Origin of the sequence: Enterococcus sp. MSG3299, from assembly GCF_050555765.1 — a bacterium.
Lineage (GTDB): Bacteria > Bacillota > Bacilli > Lactobacillales > Enterococcaceae > Enterococcus > Enterococcus faecalis.
On record NZ_CP187869.1, the window covers coordinates 1,063,890 to 1,080,766 of the forward strand.

The 16,877-nt window shown below is 37.8% G+C and carries 20 protein-coding genes; 17 read left to right on the forward strand and 3 right to left on the reverse strand.

Annotation, left to right across the window (positions count from 1 at the left end):
• Positions 1-35 precede the first annotated feature (35 nt).
• Positions 36-953, reverse strand: a complete 918-nt coding sequence (rnhC, locus tag IGL23_RS05310) for a ribonuclease HIII (RefSeq protein WP_033594964.1) — start codon at positions 951-953, stop codon at positions 36-38.
• A gap of 218 nt (positions 954-1,171) precedes the next feature.
• Here rnhC and IGL23_RS05315 point away from each other — a divergent pair, with 218 nt between their 5' ends.
• The 9 genes from IGL23_RS05315 (at position 1,172) to IGL23_RS05355 (ending at position 11,354) form a co-directional block, all read left to right on the forward strand.
• Positions 1,172-3,592 (forward strand): cation-translocating P-type ATPase, encoded by a 2,421-nt coding sequence (locus IGL23_RS05315; RefSeq protein ID WP_033594962.1) that lies wholly within the window; start codon positions 1,172-1,174, stop codon positions 3,590-3,592.
• Between the two features lie 141 nt (positions 3,593-3,733).
• On the forward strand, positions 3,734-5,620 hold the full coding sequence (locus IGL23_RS05320) for an Ig-like domain-containing protein (protein ID WP_033594960.1): 1,887 nt from the start codon (positions 3,734-3,736) through the stop codon (positions 5,618-5,620).
• 205 nt (positions 5,621-5,825) lie between these two features.
• A complete protein-coding gene (gene rimP, locus IGL23_RS05325) occupies positions 5,826-6,299 on the forward strand; it encodes a ribosome maturation factor RimP (RefSeq protein WP_002357863.1) in 474 nt (157 codons plus the stop codon).
• 143 nt (positions 6,300-6,442) lie between these two features.
• Entirely contained in the window at positions 6,443-7,642 is a 1,200-nt protein-coding gene (gene nusA / locus IGL23_RS05330; RefSeq protein WP_002357862.1) for a transcription termination factor NusA, read from the forward strand.
• Between the two features lie 20 nt (positions 7,643-7,662).
• Positions 7,663-7,962, forward strand: coding sequence for an RNase P modulator RnpM (gene rnpM, locus IGL23_RS05335; protein ID WP_002363794.1), 300 nt, complete (start codon positions 7,663-7,665; stop codon positions 7,960-7,962).
• A complete protein-coding gene (locus tag IGL23_RS05340) occupies positions 7,952-8,257 on the forward strand; it encodes a YlxQ-related RNA-binding protein (RefSeq protein ID WP_002357860.1) in 306 nt (101 codons plus the stop codon). The genes rnpM and IGL23_RS05340 overlap by 11 nt, the downstream gene beginning before the upstream one ends.
• Before the next feature lie 12 nt (positions 8,258-8,269).
• Positions 8,270-10,666 carry a translation initiation factor IF-2 gene (infB, locus tag IGL23_RS05345; protein ID WP_002357859.1) on the forward strand — a complete coding sequence of 799 codons (2,397 nt, stop codon included), beginning with the start codon at positions 8,270-8,272 and terminating at the stop codon, positions 10,664-10,666.
• 24 nt (positions 10,667-10,690) lie between these two features.
• Positions 10,691-11,041: a 30S ribosome-binding factor RbfA gene (gene rbfA / locus IGL23_RS05350; protein WP_002360497.1), complete on the forward strand. Its 351-nt coding sequence runs from the start codon at positions 10,691-10,693 to the stop codon at positions 11,039-11,041.
• Between the two features lie 82 nt (positions 11,042-11,123).
• Positions 11,124-11,354, forward strand: a complete 231-nt coding sequence (locus IGL23_RS05355; protein WP_002395078.1) for a hypothetical protein — start codon at positions 11,124-11,126, stop codon at positions 11,352-11,354.
• Between the two features lie 59 nt (positions 11,355-11,413).
• Here the strand turns inward: IGL23_RS05355 and IGL23_RS05360 are convergent, their stop codons facing one another.
• Both IGL23_RS05360 and IGL23_RS05365 read right to left on the reverse strand, forming a co-directional pair.
• Entirely contained in the window at positions 11,414-11,899 is a 486-nt protein-coding gene (locus tag IGL23_RS05360) for a toxin (protein WP_002382232.1), read from the reverse strand.
• Positions 11,900-11,933: 34 nt separating this feature from the next.
• The gene (locus IGL23_RS05365) at positions 11,934-12,416 is read right to left on the reverse strand and encodes a helix-turn-helix domain-containing protein (RefSeq protein WP_002357856.1); all 483 of its coding nucleotides are present in this window, start codon (positions 12,414-12,416) and stop codon (positions 11,934-11,936) included.
• 172 nt (positions 12,417-12,588) lie between these two features.
• Between IGL23_RS05365 and IGL23_RS05370 the strand changes: the two genes are divergently transcribed.
• From IGL23_RS05370 to IGL23_RS05405, 8 genes are all read left to right on the forward strand, one after another.
• Positions 12,589-12,771, forward strand: a complete 183-nt coding sequence (locus IGL23_RS05370) for a hypothetical protein (protein ID WP_073459191.1) — start codon at positions 12,589-12,591, stop codon at positions 12,769-12,771.
• Between the two features lie 45 nt (positions 12,772-12,816).
• On the forward strand, positions 12,817-13,572 hold the full coding sequence (locus tag IGL23_RS05375; RefSeq protein ID WP_025191725.1) for a DnaD domain protein: 756 nt from the start codon (positions 12,817-12,819) through the stop codon (positions 13,570-13,572).
• An 18-nt stretch (positions 13,573-13,590) separates the two neighbouring features.
• Complete coding sequence (locus tag IGL23_RS05380) at positions 13,591-14,433, forward strand: ATP-binding protein (protein ID WP_010709371.1); 843 nt, start codon at positions 13,591-13,593, stop codon at positions 14,431-14,433.
• Between the two features lie 66 nt (positions 14,434-14,499).
• Entirely contained in the window at positions 14,500-14,892 is a 393-nt protein-coding gene (locus IGL23_RS05385) for a hypothetical protein (protein ID WP_002363798.1), read from the forward strand.
• 19 nt (positions 14,893-14,911) lie between these two features.
• Positions 14,912-15,319, forward strand: a complete 408-nt coding sequence (locus IGL23_RS05390; RefSeq protein ID WP_002360491.1) for a RinA family phage transcriptional activator — start codon at positions 14,912-14,914, stop codon at positions 15,317-15,319.
• Between the two features lie 221 nt (positions 15,320-15,540).
• On the forward strand, positions 15,541-15,957 hold the full coding sequence (locus IGL23_RS05395) for a hypothetical protein (RefSeq protein ID WP_002382237.1): 417 nt from the start codon (positions 15,541-15,543) through the stop codon (positions 15,955-15,957).
• Between the two features lie 12 nt (positions 15,958-15,969).
• A complete protein-coding gene (locus IGL23_RS05400) occupies positions 15,970-16,482 on the forward strand; it encodes a phage major tail protein, TP901-1 family (protein ID WP_002369526.1) in 513 nt (170 codons plus the stop codon).
• Between the two features lie 32 nt (positions 16,483-16,514).
• Positions 16,515-16,874: a tail assembly chaperone gene (locus IGL23_RS05405; protein WP_002377707.1), complete on the forward strand. Its 360-nt coding sequence runs from the start codon at positions 16,515-16,517 to the stop codon at positions 16,872-16,874.
• Positions 16,875-16,877: the final 3 nt, after the last annotated feature.

Consider the following 16,877-nt stretch of genomic DNA (forward strand, 5'->3'; position numbering starts at 1 on the left):
CTAATCGGCATTGGGACTTTTGCTTGGTGTTTATTTTATAGTAACTTTTGGGCTTTTTGGGTGTTTGCAAAATGCAGCTTCGCGTAGTTCGCTAATAAGTCTAGGCCGCCTTTTTTCAAAATACGGGCGGCTACTTGGTCTGATTTGCTGCCAGCACCAGAGGGCACAGAGAAACCCAATTCTGCAGATTCTTTGTCTAACTCTTCTAAAAAAGCAGCGCGGCTAATAATAGAGGCGGCAGCAACAGCAACATGATACTGCTCTCCTTTAGTGACGAAGAACAATTTTTCAGTGACTTGATTTTTTTCATTACGAACATATTTCCGATAGTTATTTTCAGGGGTGAACTGGTCAATCAAAATCCCTTCTGGCTTTGTGGGAGCCAATTCTTGTAGCAACAGATAAATCGCTTGGTTATGCAAAGCGACTTTCATGTGTACAGCATTGTAGTTTGGTTGGATCTCATTGTATTTTTTTGGTTCAACGATTAATAACTTGTAAGGAATCAGTTCTTTAATGACATGTGACAATTGAATAATTTGTGGGTCGGTTAATTCTTTGGAATCACGAACACCTAATGATTTTAGTTTGCTAATCATGCTTTTGTCAACATAGGCAGCACAGACAGTTACTGGACCAAAATAGCTACCATTACCGACTTCATCGGAACCTATCACAGACCAGTTGCCAAAATCAGCAGGCAGTGTAGTAGTCTGGGCAGAAACTTTTTTCTGTGGTGTGGTACTCGTTCCTTCCCAGCGAGCGGCCTCTTTTTCAGCTTGAGGTCCCTGAAACATGACTTTACCTGATTGATAAGCAGTGATGGTAGTGGTGCCAACCTTGGCCACAAAGACAGTATAAGGGACCGTTTTATTTAAACGATTGGGTTGATAAACAGTGGTCATCTCTGCTAATGTTTTTTTACTAACTTTAATTACGTGATTCTGTGCCATCAATTGTTCCTCATTTCTTGATATTTCTTCTTTACTATAGTAAAGGAAAAACAAGTAAATGAAAAGGTTTTGCGTTAGCTTGTTCCTGAAAATGACAATGTTTAGGAAATGTATAATTTTTTTCTATAGTTGGGCGCTAGTTGTTATCTAAATTTTTATTCAGTGCTATACTGTGGGAGAGAAGGAGACGATGAAAGAGTCGACTAGAACAAGGGGTGATGTGTTTGAGAAGAAAAAAAGAAATGCAAGAAAATGAACCAATAGCAGTGACTGCTAACGCGGAACGCTATTATCCAGAAGATAAACAAGGCTTGACGGCCGCACAAGTTGAAGAAAGACAGCAAAAAGGCTTAGTCAATGCCGCCGTCGATACAGAGTTTATCACAACGAAACAGATTGTTATTAATAACGTATTTACGTATTTCAACTTAATTTTTGTGGTACTAGGCGTGTTATTAATGCTGGTACAATCTTATAAAAATATGACCTTTTTGCCAGTAGTAATCATTAATACGGTCATTGGAATTTACCAAGAAATTAAGTCGAAGAAAGTATTAGATAGCTTAAATATTCTAAACGCTACAAAAGTAACCGTTGTGAGGGATGGCCAAGAACAAGAAATTTCGCCAGATGAACTGGTTTTGGACGATGTGGTGCTCTTTAAATCGGGTGAACAGATTTCTGGGGATGCAATTGTCTTATCTGGTGAAGTCCGTGTGAATGAATCCTTGTTAACTGGGGAATCTGATGAGATTACCAAAGTAGCAGATAGCCAACTTTTGTCAGGTAGCTTTATTGTGTCAGGTTCTTGTTATGCAAGAATTGATAAAATTGGCGCTGAGGCCTATGTTCATCAATTGACGCTTGAAGCGAAATCAATTAAAAAAGGGGAACAATCAGAGATGGTTGGTTCCATTAACCGTTTGGTGAAATGGGTAGGGATTATTATTATCCCGATCGGCTGTGTTCTATTTTTCCAAAGTTATTTCATCAACCATCAAGGGCTTCATGACAGCATTGTCTCCATGGAAGCTGCCTTGATTGGGATGATTCCGGAAGGGTTGTACCTTTTAACAACCGTTGCATTAGCTGCCAGCACAATGCGCTTAGCGAAGCGCGGCGTTTTATTGCACAACATGAAAAGTATCGAATCCTTAGCACGTGTTGATGTGTTATGTGTAGATAAAACAGGAACAATTACTGAAAACACGATGGAAGTCCAAGAGTTGGTTCCTGTGGTGAGTATCGAAAATGATGGTACAGACTTAACCAATGTCGAAAAATTAATTGGCGATTTTTGTCGAACAATGTCAGCTGACAATGATACGATGAAAGCGATGAAAGAATTTTTTGTTACTAATAATCAGAGGGAAGCCGTTAGCTATACCTCGTTTTCGTCTGTCGAAAAATTTAGTAGCGTGACTTTCCCGGAAGCGACGTATATTCTTGGGGCGCCAGAGATGATTTTGAGAGACAATTATGAAATGTATCAATCTGAAGTGGAACATTATACAAGTCAAGGCTATCGCTTATTGGTGTTCGGAAAGTATTTAGGAGAATTTCAGGAAACGTTGACAGCAGAGGTTCAACCTCTAGGCTACATTCTTCTTTGGAATCCGATTCGTAAAGAAGCCAAAGCAACTTTTGAATATTTCGCTGAACAAAATGTGGCCATTAAGGTCATTTCTGGCGATAATCCTTTAACAGTATCCAATGTAGCACAAGCGGCAGGCATTATTGGTGCTGAAAATTATGTGGACGCGCGAACATTAACTACAATGGAAGCCCAGACAGAAGCTTTAGAAAAATACACCGTTTTTGGTCGTGTCACGCCAGAACAAAAGAAACAATTTGTACTATTGTTGAAAAAATTAGATCATACAGTGGCGATGACAGGGGATGGAGTCAATGATATTTTAGCCATGAAAGAAGCAGATTGTAGTATTGCCATGGCTTCAGGAAATCAAGCTACAGCACAAGCCTCGCAAGTTGTGTTGTTGGATTCTGATTTTTCAACGATGCCGGAGGTTGTCTTTGAAGGCCGCCAAGTAGTTAATAACATTGAACGCTCTTCAAGTTTATTCCTTGTAAAAAATATTTTCTCCTTGCTGATGTCTGTCTTTGCTATGATTTTTGCCGTGACATATCCTTTACAACCGACACAAGTCACATTGATTAGTTTATTTACAATTGGGATTCCTTCGACATTTCTAGCTTTGGAACCAAATCATCGTCGCATTGAAGGGAAATTTCTTTTCAATGTGTTATCAAAAGCAATTCCTGGTGGGTTAACGGATATGTTAGTAGTCGGTGCCTTACTAATTTGTGGTGATATTCTTGCACTTCAAAAAACGGACATTTCAACGACTGCAACATTGTTGCTAGTTTCAGTCGGCTTTATGGTTCTTTATAAAATTAGTTCACCAATGAATCGTTACCGCAAGCGCGTAATGATTGGCTGTTTAATCGGAATGGTTATTACAAGTATTTCCATGAAAAACTTGTTCTCGTTAACTTCGGTATCGCCAACAGCCTTGTTACTTTTAGCCATTCTTTTCTTTGCAGCAGACTCAACTTTCCAACATTTATCAACCATTTCTGAAAAAGTTCAATTATGGTTTTATAAGAAAAGACATTAGGAGCAAAACACCGAGCCAAAATTATTTTGGTTCGGTGTTTTTTGTTTTTTATTGTTGGGAAAAATAAAAACACTTGTACCTAGTTAATCCTTGATAGTATAAACCTAACCAATTATTTTAGATAGGAAGGATTGAATAAAAATGAAAAAAAGAAGTTTTGTCTATTGGGGAATGTTTTTCATTCTTTTGTCGACGCTGATAACGCCTTTTCTGAAACTTGAAACAGGATATGCGCAAACGGAACCAACTAGTACCAGTGAAACCAATCAAATTTCTGCTACGCCAAACGTAGTACCGCGTAAACAAGTGGGCAACATTGTGACAGCGATTCAACTAACGGACAAAGAGGGAAACCCACTTGGGACCATTAATCAATATACCGACATCTACCTCCGAATTGAGTTCAACTTACCGGATAATACCGTTAATAGTGGGGATACGAGTGTGATTACTTTGCCCGAAGAGCTACGTCTCGAGAAAAATATGACCTTTAATGTAGTAGATGATACAGGTGCTGTGGTTGCAATCGCACAGACCGATGTAGCAAATAAAACGGTCACGTTAACGTATACAGATTACGTAGAAAACCATGCCAATATTAGTGGGTCTTTATATTTTACAAGTTTGATTGATTTCGAAAATGTCGAAAATGAATCCAAGATTCCTATTTACGTCACGGTTGAAGGGGAAAAAATATTTGCTGGCGATCTTGATTACCAAGGTGAAGGCGATGATGTTAACGAAAAATTTAGCAAGTATTCATGGTTTATCGAAGACGATCCAACCGAAATTTACAATGTACTACGGATTAATCCAACAGGGCAAACGTATACTGATTTAGAAGTGGAAGATGTGCTAAAAACAGCAAGTTTAAGTTATATCAAAGACACTATGAAAATTGAACGAGGACAATGGACACTGGATGGAAATGCTATTTGGCAGTTCACGCCAGAGGAAGATATAACTGATCAGTTGGCTGTCCAGTATGGTCCTGGTGACCGCAATTTTTCGGTGCATTTTGGTAATATTGGGACTAACGAATATCGTATCACCTATAAAACCAAAATCGATCATCTTCCCGAAAAAGGTGAAACCTTCACAAATTATGCAAAATTAACAGAAAATCAAACGGTGGTGGAAGAAGTCGAAGTGAGTCGTGTCTCACAAACGGGTGGTGGAGAAGCCAATGGTGAACAATATGTTGTTGAAATTCATAAAGAAGATGAAGCGGGCCAGCGTTTAGCAGGTGCAGAGTTTGAACTCATTCGAAACTCAACCAATCAAACAGTGGCTAAAATCACAACAGATCAAAACGGAACAGCGATTGTTAAAGGCTTGTTAAAAGATAACTATACTTTAGTAGAAACCAAAGCACCTACCGGTTACCAACTTTCGCAAAACAAGATTCCAATAACACCTGAAGACTTTGGTAAAAACTTAGTTGCACTGAAAACTGTTGTGAATCATAAGATTTCATATCAACCAGTCGCTGCTTCATTTTTAGCTGGAAAAGTTCTTTTAGGAAAACCACTGAAGGATGCTGAATTTCAATTTGAATTGTTAGATGAGAAAGGCACAGTACTAGAAACGGTTAGTAACGATACTTTAGGGAAAATTCAATTTTCACCATTAACCTTTGAAACTCCCGGAAACTATCAATACACCATTCGGGAAGTAAACACGCGACAGGCAGGTGTTTCCTACGATACGCACAACCTTCAAGTTCAAGTAACCGTCGAGGCGCTTTTAGGAAATCTCGTGGCGACTATTCAGTATGATGGAGGTCAAGTATTTACTAATCACTATACGCCAGAAAAACCTATAGAAAGTACCACGCCACCAACGAGTGGGACAACAGATACTACCACGAATTCAACCACAGAAACTACTTCAATAACCATTGAAAAACAGGCGATTCGTAATAAGGAATTGCCAAAAACAGGAGAAACAAAAGAAAACGCGTTTCTTTTCTTAGGTAGCCTTCTTTTGATTCAAGGATTATTTATCTATTTTAAAACGAAAAAATAATCGCTTAGATAGTTTCAGTAATCGAGACAAAATGTGCAAATTTCGAGAGATTTAGCTTGTTCATTTGAGTTTGGAATGGTTCTGTGCTATACTATCTTTAGCGTAATGATACTAGTTGGGAGTGAGCGGATTTCTGCTCACTCTTTTTGATGGAAAAGTCATCAGGACACGGTTCGTTACATCAATCTCGAAGGAGGCGAAAATTTTGAGTAGTGCTGTGGAAACTGTAACAAAGTTAGTCACACCAATCTTAGAAGAACAAAATTTTGAACTTGTGGAAGTAGAGTTTGTTAAGGAAGGAAAAAATTGGTTTTTACGAGTATTTATCGATAAAGAAGGTGGCATTGATATTGAGGAATGTGCCTTTGTCAGCGAAAAATTAAGTGAAAAACTAGATGCAATGGATCCAGATCCAATTCCGCAAGCGTACTTTCTGGAAGTTTCTTCTCCGGGAGCAGAACGTCCGTTAAAGAAAGAAAGCGATTATGAACAAGCGGTAGGCAAGTACATTCATATTTCTCTTTATCAAGCAGTTGATGGAGAAAAACAGATTGAGGGTACCTTAGTCCATCTTGATTCAGAACAATTAACATTAAGTGTAAAAATTAAAACCAGAGTGAAGGAAATGACTTTTGAACGTAAAAATATCGCAAAAGCTCGTTTAGCCATTCAATTTTAATCAACAGACTCGAATGTAAAAAAGGGTCCACTAAAAGTTTTACTTTTAGCTGGGCCTGTGACAAGTTTTAACGAGAAGTTTTTCCCTTGGAAGAAGAACCACTCGTTCAGCTTTAACGAATCCATAGGAGGAAAAGAAAAACAATGAGCAAAGAAATGTTAAATGCATTAGACGTATTAGAAGCTGAAAAAGGGATTCCTAAAGATACGGTGATTGAAGCGTTACAAGCAGCTTTAGTTTCTGCATATAAAAGACATTATGGACAAGCAAGCAACGTCGAAGTTGAATTTGAACCAAAAAAAGGCAATATTCACGTGTATGCTGTCAAAGAAGTAACAGAAGAAGTATTTGATTCACAATTGGAAGTTTCATTAAAAGATGCCGTTGCATTAAATGGTGCATATGAAATCGGCGACAAAATTCGTTTTGAAGTTACGCCAAAAGACTTTGGCCGCATTGCTGCCCAAACAGCAAAGCAAGTAATTTTACAACGTGTCCGTGAAGCAGAAAGAACAATTATTTATAATGAATTTAGCGAATACGAAAATGACATCATGCAAGGAATTGTTGAACGTCAAGATCGCCGTTATATCTATGTAAACTTAGGCAAAATCGAAGCAGTCTTATCAAAACAAGATCAAATGCCAAATGAATTTTACCAACCGCATGATCGGATTAAAGTTTACGTATCACGTGTTGAAAACACATCAAAAGGCCCACAAGTTTTTGTAAGCCGTAGCCATCCAGATTTACTAAAACGTCTTTTTGAACAAGAAATTCCAGAAGTTTATGATGGAATTGTTGAAATCGTAAGCGTCGCTCGTGAAGCTGGCGATCGTTCAAAAGTAGCCGTTCGTTCAACAGATCCTAATATTGACCCAGTGGGTACCTGTGTTGGTCCAAAAGGCCAACGTGTCCAAGCGATTGTGAATGAATTAAAAGGCGAAAATATGGATATTGTGGAATGGAACGAAGATCCAGCTATTTATATTAGTAATGCCTTGAATCCAGCTCAAGTATTAGATGTTATTTTTGATCCAGAAAATAGCAAAGCATGTACAGTTGTTGTACCTGATTATCAATTGTCATTAGCGATTGGTAAACGTGGTCAAAATGCGCGCTTAGCTGCTAAATTAACGGGCCATAAAATTGATATCAAATCAGAATCTGATATGGCTGAATTTTATGAACAACAAGCCAATCAAGAAGTTGCCGAAGTGGCAGAAGAAATGGATGAAGCAATTATCCATTCAGATATGACGGCAGATGATTACGAAAACTTGGCTGCTGAAGAAGCAGTTGTTGAAGCAGAAATTACAGAAGAATTACCTGAACAAGAATAACGTTTTTGGAGGGTGAAAAAATGAAAAAGAGAAAAATTCCAATGCGTAAATCGGTTGTTTCAGGCGAAATGAAACCGAAAAAAGAATTAGTCAGAATCACTCGCTCCAAAGAAGGCGAAGTGGCCTTAGATCCAACTGGTAAATTACCTGGACGTGGCGCTTACGTTGATTTGGATCCTGCGGAAGTCCAAAAAGCTTGGGATAAAAAAATTCTTGATCGTGTCTTAGAAACAAAATTAAGTGATGAATTTTATCAAGAACTATTGGATTATGTAACACATCAAAAAGCCCGCAAAGAGTTGTTTGGCGATGGAAAATAAAACCAAAATTTTGAACCTTTTAGGTTTAGCAATGCGCGCCGGTAAATTAGTCACAGGCGAGGAATTAACCCTTAAAGATATTCGTGCAAACAAAGCGAAATTTGTGTTTGTTGCGCAAGATGCCAGTGAGAATACTAGAAAGAAAATCAAGGACAAAAGTTCTTATTATAATGTTCCTGTTAGCGAACTGTTCAGTCAATTCGAGCTCAGCCAAGCGATTGGGCGACCACGAATGGTTATCGGAGTAACTGATGCAGGATTTGCCACCAAAATCAAGGAATTACTAAAAGGTTAGGAAGGTGATTGCATGGGAAAAAAAAGAATTTATGAACTAGCAAAAGAAATGAATAAAGCAAGCAAAGACGTTGTCGATAAAGCGCATCAATTAGGTATGGATGTTAAAAACCATATGGGCGCAATTAGTTCCGAGCAAGAAACAAAGCTTCGTCAAGCATTCGGAGGAGGAAGTACCGTAAATACTCAATCAAAAGCAACAAACAACCAAAAGCAACAAACAACACAAAATAAACCAGCCAATAAGAAACCAATGAACAATAAACCTGGTGAACAAAGAAATAACCAAAATCGTCCAAACAATCAATCAACGAATGGACAACAAAGAAACAACAACAACCAAAATCGTCACGGCCAAAGCAACACACAAAACCGTAGCAATCAAACAAATACAAACAATCAAAACCGCAATACCCAAAACAATAACGGTTCTACAACGAATCAAAATCGGACCAGCCAAAATAACAATGGCGGGAACAACCAAAACCGTGGCGGCCAAAACCGTAACAACAATTTTGGTGGCGGTCAAAATCGTAATAACCGGAATAACTTTAATAACCAAAACCGCAATCGTTTCAACAAAAAAGGGAAAAAAGGCAAACATCAACAAGAATCAGCGAAGCCAGCAGTACCAGCACGTAAATTCCGTGAATTACCAGATGTTTTAGAATATACAGAAGGTATGAACGTGGCGGATATTGCGAAAAAAATCCACCGCGAACCAGCGGAAATCATCAAAAAATTATTTATGATGGGTGTCATGGTTAACCAAAACCAAGCCCTAGATAAAGATACAATTGAATTATTAGCTGTGGACTATGGCATGGAACCGCAAGAAAAAGTCCAAGTTGATATTGCGGACATTGATAAATTCTTCGAACCAGAAGCAGTTGTTGAAGAAAACTTAACTACACGTCCCCCTGTTGTCACAATCATGGGACACGTAGACCACGGGAAAACAACATTATTAGATACATTGCGCCATTCTCGTGTGACTTCAGGTGAAGCGGGCGGTATCACGCAGCATATTGGTGCCTATCAGTTAGATATTGATGGCAAACCAATTACGTTCTTAGATACACCAGGACATGCGGCCTTTACAAGTATGCGCGCGCGTGGTGCCAGCATCACTGATATTACCATCTTAGTTGTTGCAGCGGACGATGGAGTAATGCCACAAACAATCGAGGCGATTAACCATGCCAAAGCGGCAAAAGTGCCGATTATTGTAGCAGTTAACAAAATTGATAAGCCTGGTGCGAACCCTGATCATGTGAAACAAGAATTAAGTGAACATGAATTAATTCCTGAAGAATGGGGTGGAGATACGATTTTCGTCAATATTTCAGCGAAATTCAATCAAAACATTGATGAGCTATTGGAAAATATTTTATTGATTGCTGAAGTAGAAGACTTAAAAGCTGATCCAACGCAAAAAGCAATTGGAACAGTGATTGAAGCACGCTTAGATAAAGGTAAAGGTCCGGTTGCGACATTACTCGTTCAACAAGGAACTTTACATGTTGGTGATCCAATCGTTGTTGGTAATACTTATGGACGTGTTCGTGTGATGACCAATGACATGGGCCGCCGTGATAAAGAAGCAGGACCAGCAACTCCTGTGGAAATTACCGGATTAAATGATGTTCCTCAAGCGGGTGATCGTTTTGTGGTCTTTGAAGATGAAAAAACAGCACGTCAAGCAGGGGAAGAACGGGCTAAACGTGCGTTGCTTGAACAACGTTCAGCAAGTAGCCGTGTGACATTGGATAACTTATTTGAAAGCCTAAAAGAAGGCGAATTAAAAGAAGTTAATATCATTGTCAAAGCAGACGTACAAGGATCTGCCGAAGCCGTTTCAGCAAGTTTACAAAAAATTGATGTAGAAGGCGTTCGTGTGAAAATTGTTCACGCGGCAGTTGGGGCCATCAATGAAAGCGACGTAACTTTAGCCGCAGCAAGTAATGCGATTATTATCGGATTTAACGTTCGCCCAACACCACAAGCGAAACAACAAGCAGAACAAGAAGAAGTTGATATTCGTTTACACCGTATTATCTATAAAGCCCTAGAAGAAATCGAAACAGCGATGAAAGGGTTATTAGATCCAGAATTTGAAGAAAAAATTACGGGTCAAATGACGGTTCGTGAATTGTACAAAGTATCTAAAGTTGGCACAATCGCTGGCTGTTATGTTACAGAAGGCTTTATTCGCCGCGATAGTGGCGTTCGTGTCATTCGTGATGGTATTGTTATTTATGAAGGTAAATTAGCAAGCTTGAAACGCTTTAAAGATGACGTGAAAGAAGTCAAACTTGGTTTTGAATGTGGTGCTATGATTGAAAACTTCAATGATTTACGTGTAGATGATGCGATTGAAGGCTTCATTATGGAAGAAATCAAACAATAATTTTAGTAATTGGAGGAAGACACTATGGCAAATTATCGTGACCGTCGTGTAGGCCAAGAAATCATGCGTGAAGTGAATGATATCTTGAACAAACGCATCAGAGATCCACGCGTCCAAGGCATCACTATTACAGATGTTCGTGTGACCGGTGATTTACAACAAGCAACGATTTATTACAGCTTGTTATCTGATTTAGCTTCCGAACAACAAAAAGCTCAACAAGGATTAGACAAAGCCAAAGGACTGATTCGTAAAGAATTAGGACAACGGTTAACCTTGTATAAAACACCAGAGTTGATTTTTGAAAGAGACGAATCTGTCCAATACGGAAATCACATTGATGAGTTGATTCGTAAGTTGAATCAAGGTGAATAATTAAAAAGAAAAAGCACACCAGACGAATGGTGTGCTTTTTCTTTTCCTGATTTCTTGATAAAATAGTCATGGAGGTGCAAAAATGAAAAGAATTGTTGGTTTCTATAAAAATGGAGATCGTTATTTAAAAGAAATGGGTTCAGGCAAGAGTTCCCTGTACTTTTTTCTTTTCTTCTTTGTACTACATAGTATGCGGGAACGTATTATTCAGTTCATCGGATTTTGGCCGTCATTTATATTCGTCCTTATACTTGTCCCCAATCTTATGCTTGGCGTTGGACATATTAACCATTGGTACAAAAACCGCTCTTGAATTTTCCAGAATACTTTTAAGCATGGAACAAAATCCTTATTGATTTTGTTCCATGCTTTTTAAGTTAACCCAGTATTTAATACCATCACAGAATAATCCCTAAATTCAAAAATCCGTCCTTTATAAAGATAAGTGGCGCCATACTTTTGTCGATAGTACGTAATCACATTTTTTAATGTTTCAACATCGATTTCCAAAAATTCAGCACAAGAATAATGGTTGCTTAAGCCAGCTTCAGAGCAACGAATTAAATCGTCTAATGTAACTAATTGCTCTAAGGCCACATTGCGGGCTTTCAACTCTTGCTTCCGATTTTCTGTACAATTTTGATTTAAAATAGTGCCAACGGATGTTTGATAATGCCCGTATTCCTCGGCTAAAATATTCTTCTTTTGACGGGTACTCAATGTTTTTTCAATATAAATTTTGCCATTTCGATACAACCCATAACAACCTGTTTGATTGTATAAATCAATTTCTAAAACCGTCACATCCTTTTGAATGGAACTGACGAGTTTTTCATAATCATTCACTTTACCATTCACCTGCCATTACTTAATAAAAAGAGTAGATGGGAAGTTAATCCTCTTTTTTGTCAGAAGAAATCGATTGTTGATATTTGGCATCAATTTCATCCAAGTAATCGTGAATTTTCTCGATCTCTTCTTTTGAAAATATCTTTTCTGGATCCCCAGCGTGGGCAGCCAGTGTCATTTCGTCACGGCGAGGGAATGAGAGAATTTCTGCTTGCGTTTGTTGTTCGTGTAATTGTTGTTCGGCAAATTGATAAACGATGGCTTGTCGTTGAGGCTCTAATTTTTTATAAATGCGGTCGATAGTTGAGGCATTTTTTTCCATGGGAACCTCTTGTCCCATCAACCAGGCCTCATTAATGTCTAATGCATCTGCAATGCGATAAACTTTGTCTTGTTTTGCTTCGTAACGACCAGCTAGCCAATCGCTGATCGAAGATTTACCGATGCCAGTTTTTTTCGCTAATTCACTAGGTTTGATGTTCTTGGCTGTTAAAGCTTCTTTTAAACGGATAGCAAAAATGTTCATATTTCCGAACCTCCTATTGCCTCAAAGTATACTATACCTGTTTAGAGAAGGCAAGTAACAATCGCAATTAAAATTAGCGGTTCATAAAACCGAACTTATGAGTTGACAGTGAAAATATTTGGTGCTAAGATAGAGCCATTCAAATGTTCGGTTAACTGAACTGTCTTTTTTTTTGAACATTTTGTTCGGAAAACCGTATTTTTGTAGAAAGGGTGAAGAAATGAGTCGGAATTATAAAAAAACGTTGTCGGATATGTTACTTTTAGCAATTATTTTATTAATAAGCAGTGTCTCAATAAAAATTGGGGCCATCGTGATTGGTATGATTGGCCTCATGGAATTACTAACAGAGTAACAATAATTTAGTCAAAAGGAGAGAAGCGGATTGGCAGAACGACGCATGTTTGCAAAAACGATTATTGATAGTGATGCGTTTTTAGATATGCCCTTATCAAGTCAGGCCCTGTATTTTCATTTAGCGATGCGTGCCGATGATGATGGATTTATCAATAATCCCAAAAAATTGCAGCGAATGGTTGGTTGTGGGGAAGACGATCTAAAATTGCTAATGGTTAAAAAATTTATTCTAGTATTTGAAAGTGGTGTGATCGTTATCAAACATTGGAAAATTCATAATTATATTCGCAGTGATCGTTACAAACCAACCTTGTATCAAGAAGAGAAAAATCAGATTGTTGAAAAAAATAGCAAAGCTTATACGTTTAAAGCAGAATCGTCTGTCGGTGGTCAACCAGCTGACTACCAACGGTTACCACAGGAAAGCATAGTCCAGTCTAAGTTAGGTCAGAGTCAAGGTAGTAGTTCAGAAAACGATTGTTTAAAGATGATTTATCATTTTTATGAGGAAAACGGCTTTGGCACACTGGCCTCAAAAACAAGCCAAGATTTTAAGTATTGGTTGCAAGATTTTATACAAAAAGGGGCTAGCCAAGAGGAAGCATGCCAATTAATCTTGCATGCTTTAGGAATTGCCGTCGATCGAAATAAACGGAATTATGGCTATGTAAATGCTATTTTGAAAAGTTGGGAGCAACAAAATTATTTATCCGTACATGAAGTTCTGGTAAATGATAAAAAACAAGTGTTGGAGCATACGCCGCAAATGACAGAAGAATATCAAGAGTTAGGTTTTTAAAGAAAGGAGGAAATCAGTATGCATGCGACAGATCAAACTTTTCAAATACTATTGAGTCAATTGTTAGAAAAAGTTGAAGACCGTTGTCCTGAATGTGGCAGTGAACAATATGTTTGGCAACAAAAAAATAAAGATGGCACAGAACGTTGTGCCCCAACTTGTTGGTCGTGTGGGTATAAAATGCTAAAAAAACATGAACAAGAAGCCACTCAACAACGTTCTCAAGAGAGTTTTATGGCGCGTACACAAAAATTTTTTCATCAAGGGTCCTTAATTGCTGATGATGCGCTACGGCAATGTCGCTTAACCAATTACCAAACCACTGAATTAGAAACAAGACAAGCAAAAGAACGGGCCTTAGCAGCAGTTTCAGCAATTGTTGAAGGAAAGCCAATTCACGTTATTTTTTCAGGGAAACCTGGTGTCGGTAAAAGTCATTTGGCTATCAGTATTTTAGTTGAAGTCTTAGAACGCTCTGCATATCAAAAGTATTGTTTATTTGTCAGCTACTCTGAGTTATTAGAAAAACTAAAAATGTCCATGAATGAATCGGCCAAAAGCCAAGCAAAGGCTCAAGCGTATATTACTAGAATGAAAAAAGCAGACATTTTGGTCTTAGATGATTTAGGTGCTGAATTAGGAATTAAAAATAAAGTTAGTACGGATTTTAATAATGACATCTTAAATCGAATTTTAGAAGCTAGACAGAATAAAGCAACTATTTTTACTACTAATTTTTCTGGAAAACAACTGGTGGAGGCCTATGGAACACGCATTATTTCTCGTCTAATGAAGCACGCCAGTGGCTATGTTTTCCAATATAAAGACACAACAGACAAACGAATGAGGAGTGTGAAATAAATATGTTAACAATTATTATTGGGTTTATCTTTTGGACAATGACACTGATGTTAGGTTATCTAATTGGTGAAAGAGAAGGCCGTAAACATGAGTAATTTAACAAAATGTAAAAAAGATTTATTTGAAATGAAAAGCGTTGTATTTAAAGATATTTCAAAGCAACAAAGCGAAAAAGCACAAAAAAGAAAACGACTCTTACAACTAATGAATCAATATCCCGATTGGGCAAGTCAAAAAAATAAACTTATTATGCAGGAAATTCAAGAATTAGGACAAGCAATCGGTAATTGGTCGATGGATCAATCAAGACCCATCCAATCCATCAAGGCTGCATCGTTTACAAAAAGCGAGTATCTCTATTTAATTTGGCTCGGTTATTCAGATGAAGCGATTCGTCACGGCTTAGACATGTCGAAAGAGTGTTATTTTATTTATCGATTAACACTTTTAAATGAATAAAAGTAAAGGAGATTAACCAATGCGTACGTCAACATTTAATTATATCAAAGATATTTTAGCAGACTTTTATAAAACAGATGAGTATATCCGGCAACGGGAAGAAGAATTACGGCACCCTTATCAAGAAGCAGATTTAAATGCTGGTATTAGAGGACAAGGACTTCACTCTGTAGTGACCGAACGAATGGCGATTACGATAGCTATGGATCGTCGTCTGTGGAACTTAGAGAGAAATCGAGACATTATCAAAAATTGTTTAGCTGAAGCGGATGAACAAACGCGCGTGATTATTGAAGAACTATATATGAAAAAACGGCCCTCTTTAACATTAATTGGACTTGCCCAGCAATTATTTATTAGTAAAAGCCAAGCCTATAAATTAAGAAATCATTTCTTTGAAGCGGTGGCGGATGAACTAGGGATGTAAACATGGAAAAAGCGTGGAATTTTTTCAGGTGTCAACATGGTAAATTAATAGTGTCGAAAGAGATAGATAAACGTGAGGCAACCAAAAAAATGAAGACACGGAATTCTATGATTTTGACTGCTTTCTTGTGTCAGCTATGAAGGAGCAGAAAATGCCGGCTACTTTCAAGATCCTTCATTTTGACTAGAAGAGAGCCAATTTGTTAACCAATCCTGAATTTTTTGAATGGAAAGGTGGCGCTAAAAATGAATGAAGCGGAACAAGAATTATATGAAGCCCTTGTTGCAATCTGCCAGACGTCAGGATTTTTGTTGCTAGAGGAACTGCCGACAGATTTACCAGATCAGCCATTTGTTTACTTAGGTGATAGTAAAGAATTACCTAAGCCAACTAAATCAGCTATTTTGGGAGAAATTGAATTAATAATGCATGTTTATGGTGCGTTATCTGAACGACAACAAATTTCTACAATTAAAGGAACGATTTTACGGCAGGCAACCAGTAACTTAAAACGAACGGCTCATTTTAATTGGGGTATCAAACATCAAGAAGTCAAAGCACAAATGGTAAAAGATACCAAACAAATGAAAAAAACAATTTGGCATGCTGTACTACCATTACACATGCAATTTTACTAGGAGGAATTATCAATGGGAGAAGTTATGCAAGGAAAAGACCGTATTTTATTAGTTCGTCGCTTGGATGAAGCAGCGACAAAGAAAGCAATGAAACCCTTATTTCAAATTGAACATGAATGGGAATTCTCACGTGAATCGAGCGGTACGCAAACAAAAGATGGCGTTGCGAATGCTGTTTCTGGTTTAGAAGTTACGTTATCGTTAAGCGGTTTAGCCTCTCGAGATGATGAAAATTTATACATGAAAGACGCAGTTGAAGATGGCATCTTAATGGAATTTTGGGATGTTGATTTAAAAGGTGAAAAAAATGCGGAAGGTAAATATCCAGCAATTTATGCCCAAGGTTATGTAAATTCATGGAGTTTACCAGCCAATGTAGAAGAATTAGTAGAAATCGAAACAGAAGCCTCTATTAATGGCAAGCCACAAGATGGCTTTGCAACAGTAGAAGCAGATATTATTGCGGAAGCACAATATGCGTTCCAAGATACCGTTCCAGAGAAAGCACCACAACCTGGCGAATAATCAAAAAGTGTTGAATTTTAGGAGGATAAAAAATGAATTTAGAGATTAACGGAAAAACAATTGAAGTGAAATTTACGATTGGCGCGATTCGCGAATTAGATAAACGTTACCAAATTGAAAATGGCGCTGCCAAATTCGGCATGGGCATCAGTTCAGCAATGATTTATTTACGCCAATACAATCCAGTAATCTTAGTTGACATCATGGAAGCTTTACAAAGTGGGCAATTAAAAATAGGTAAGTCGGAAATTGAAGCATGGTTAATGACCCAAGATGTCAAAAAACTTTCAGATGATTTGCTTAAAGAAATGGGAAAGCAACCTCTTACAAAACCAATGATCGATCAGTTCAGCAAAGAAGCGAAGAAAGCAGAAGCGCAAGCGAACAACTAATTA

What these genes read in the sequence shown, in the direction of transcription:
- IGL23_RS05365 (WP_002357856.1), bottom strand. Translation starts at nt 12,416, where the DNA reads ATGAACATTTTTGCTATCCGTTTAAAAGAAGCTTTAACAGCCAAGAAC.
- infB (WP_002357859.1), top strand. Translation starts at nt 8,270, where the DNA reads ATGGGAAAAAAAAGAATTTATGAACTAGCAAAAGAAATGAATAAAGCA.
- IGL23_RS05390 (WP_002360491.1), top strand. Translation starts at nt 14,912, where the DNA reads ATGCGTACGTCAACATTTAATTATATCAAAGATATTTTAGCAGACTTT.
- IGL23_RS05405 (WP_002377707.1), top strand. Translation starts at nt 16,515, where the DNA reads ATGAATTTAGAGATTAACGGAAAAACAATTGAAGTGAAATTTACGATT.
- IGL23_RS05355 (WP_002395078.1), top strand. Translation starts at nt 11,124, where the DNA reads ATGAAAAGAATTGTTGGTTTCTATAAAAATGGAGATCGTTATTTAAAA.
- IGL23_RS05380 (WP_010709371.1), top strand. Translation starts at nt 13,591, where the DNA reads ATGCATGCGACAGATCAAACTTTTCAAATACTATTGAGTCAATTGTTA.
- IGL23_RS05315 (WP_033594962.1), top strand. Translation starts at nt 1,172, where the DNA reads ATGTGTTTGAGAAGAAAAAAAGAAATGCAAGAAAATGAACCAATAGCA.
- IGL23_RS05340 (WP_002357860.1), top strand. Translation starts at nt 7,952, where the DNA reads ATGGAAAATAAAACCAAAATTTTGAACCTTTTAGGTTTAGCAATGCGC.
- IGL23_RS05320 (WP_033594960.1), top strand. Translation starts at nt 3,734, where the DNA reads ATGAAAAAAAGAAGTTTTGTCTATTGGGGAATGTTTTTCATTCTTTTG.
- IGL23_RS05400 (WP_002369526.1), top strand. Translation starts at nt 15,970, where the DNA reads ATGGGAGAAGTTATGCAAGGAAAAGACCGTATTTTATTAGTTCGTCGC.
- rnhC (WP_033594964.1), bottom strand. Translation starts at nt 953, where the DNA reads ATGGCACAGAATCACGTAATTAAAGTTAGTAAAAAAACATTAGCAGAG.
- rnpM (WP_002363794.1), top strand. Translation starts at nt 7,663, where the DNA reads ATGAAAAAGAGAAAAATTCCAATGCGTAAATCGGTTGTTTCAGGCGAA.
- IGL23_RS05375 (WP_025191725.1), top strand. Translation starts at nt 12,817, where the DNA reads ATGTTTGCAAAAACGATTATTGATAGTGATGCGTTTTTAGATATGCCC.
- rbfA (WP_002360497.1), top strand. Translation starts at nt 10,691, where the DNA reads ATGGCAAATTATCGTGACCGTCGTGTAGGCCAAGAAATCATGCGTGAA.
- nusA (WP_002357862.1), top strand. Translation starts at nt 6,443, where the DNA reads ATGAGCAAAGAAATGTTAAATGCATTAGACGTATTAGAAGCTGAAAAA.